This is a genomic window from Niveispirillum sp. KHB5.9, from assembly GCF_048066115.1.
GTDB lineage: Bacteria > Pseudomonadota > Alphaproteobacteria > Azospirillales > Azospirillaceae > Niveispirillum.
On the sequence record NZ_JBLTYX010000056.1, the window covers coordinates 1 to 1,872 of the forward strand.

General features: G+C 66.7%; 2 protein-coding genes. Both read right to left on the bottom strand.

The window, feature by feature from the left end; all coding sequences use genetic code 11:
• Positions 1 to 44: 44 nt before the first annotated feature.
• Positions 45 to 983, bottom strand: coding sequence for an electron transfer flavoprotein subunit alpha/FixB family protein (locus tag ACM9HJ_RS30865; protein ID WP_416575646.1), 939 nt, complete (start codon positions 981 to 983; stop codon positions 45 to 47).
• Between the two features lie 139 nt (positions 984 to 1,122).
• Positions 1,123 to 1,872, bottom strand: a 750-nt coding sequence (locus tag ACM9HJ_RS30870; protein ID WP_416575647.1) for an electron transfer flavoprotein subunit beta/FixA family protein, incomplete at its 5' end; no start/stop codon positions are given.

Below are 1,872 nucleotides of genomic sequence, written 5' to 3' on the forward strand. Positions count from 1 at the left end.
CCGCGCCGGTGCCTTGGCCCCGGCGCGGGTTCGTCCCTTGACGATCAGCCCAAAGCCTCGGTGAGCTCCGGGACGATCTTGAACAGGTCACCGACCAGGCCGTAATCGGCGACCTGGAACATCGGTGCCTCCTCGTCCTTGTTGATGGCGACGATGACCTTGCTGTCCTTCATGCCGGCCAGATGCTGGATGGCGCCACTTATGCCGACGGCGATGTACAGTTCCGGGGCCACGATCTTGCCGGTCTGGCCGACCTGGTAATCGTTGGGCACGAAACCGGCATCCACCGCCGCACGGGATGCACCGACGGCTGCGCCCAGCTTGTCGGCCAGCGCGTCCAGCAGCGGGAAATTGTCGCCCGACTGCATGCCACGGCCACCCGACACGATGACGCGGGCAGAGGTCAGTTCCGGACGCTCCGACTTGGTCAGCTCCGCCGACACGAAGCTGGACAGGCCGGCATCGCCGGTGGCCGCGATGGTATCGACCGCGCCGGCACCACCGGTCTCAGCGGCGGCCTCGAACGCCGTGCCGCGCACGGTGATCACCTTGACCGCGTCGGACGACTTCACGGTCGCGATGGCGTTGCCGGCATAGATCGGGCGTTCGAACGTGTCGGCATCGACCACGCCGCTGATCTCGCTGATCTGCTGCACATCCAGCAGGGCCGCCACGCGCGGTGCCAGGTTCTTGCCGAACGTCGTGGCGGTGAACAGCACATGGCTGTAACCGCCGGCCTTCACGGCTGCCACCACCAGCGGGGCGAAATTCTCGGCCAGCGGGTTGGCATATTCACCCCCGTCGGCCACCAGGGCCTTGGAAACGCCGGCGGCCTTGGCAGCCGCCGCCCCGGCCTCACCCACGCCGGAACCCGCGACCAGCACATGCGTCTCGCCGCCGATCTTGGCCGCCGCACCCAGGGTGGTCAGGGTCGGCTTCTTCACCGCGCCCGTCGAGGGCTCGGCAACAACCAGAATGCTCATGATTGGTCTCTCCAATCCTATAAGGCTTTATCCGTAGGTCAGGTCGAGGGGCGTAGCCCCGAGCCCTGACATCCGTGGCACCGTCGCTTGTCAGGGCTCGCCTTTGGCTCGACCTGACCTACGGCGCCAGCGGGGACGATCAGATGACGCGGGCTTCGTCGCGCAGCTTGGCGACCAGCTCGGCGACGGAGGCGACCTTGACGCCGCCCTTGCGCTTGGGCGGCTCCACCACCTTCAGCGTCGTCAGGCGCGGGGTGATGTCCACGCCCAGCGAACCCGGCTCCAGCGTCTCGATCGGCTTCTTCTTCGCCTTCATGATGTTGGGCAGCGAGGCATAGCGCGGCTCGTTCAGGCGCAGGTCGGTGGTCACCACGGCGGGCAGCCGCAGCTCCACCGTTTCCAGGCCGCCATCGATCTCGCGCGTCACGGCGATCTTGCCATCCGCCGGCGCCACCTTGGAGGCAAACGTCCCCTGGGCCCAGCCCAGCAGCGCCGCCAGGGCCTGGCCGGTCTGGTTGCTGTCATCGTCGATGGCCTGCTTGCCCAGGATCACCAGATCCGGCGTCTCCTTGCCCACGATGGCCTTCAGCAGCTTGGCCACGGCCAGCGGCTGCACCTCCGCATCGGTCTGCACCAGGATGCCGCGATCCCCACCCATGGCGAGCGCCGTGCGGATCGTCTCCTGCGCGCCCGACGGCCCGATCGACACCACCACGATCTCCGTCGCCTTGCCCGCTTCCTTCAGACGGACCGCCTCTTCAACCGCGATCTCGTCAAACGGGTTCATCGACATCTTAACATTCGCAAGCTCGACACCGCTCGCGTCGGGCTTGACACGGATCTTGACGTTGTAGTCAACGACACGCTTTACGGCGACTAGGACTTTCAT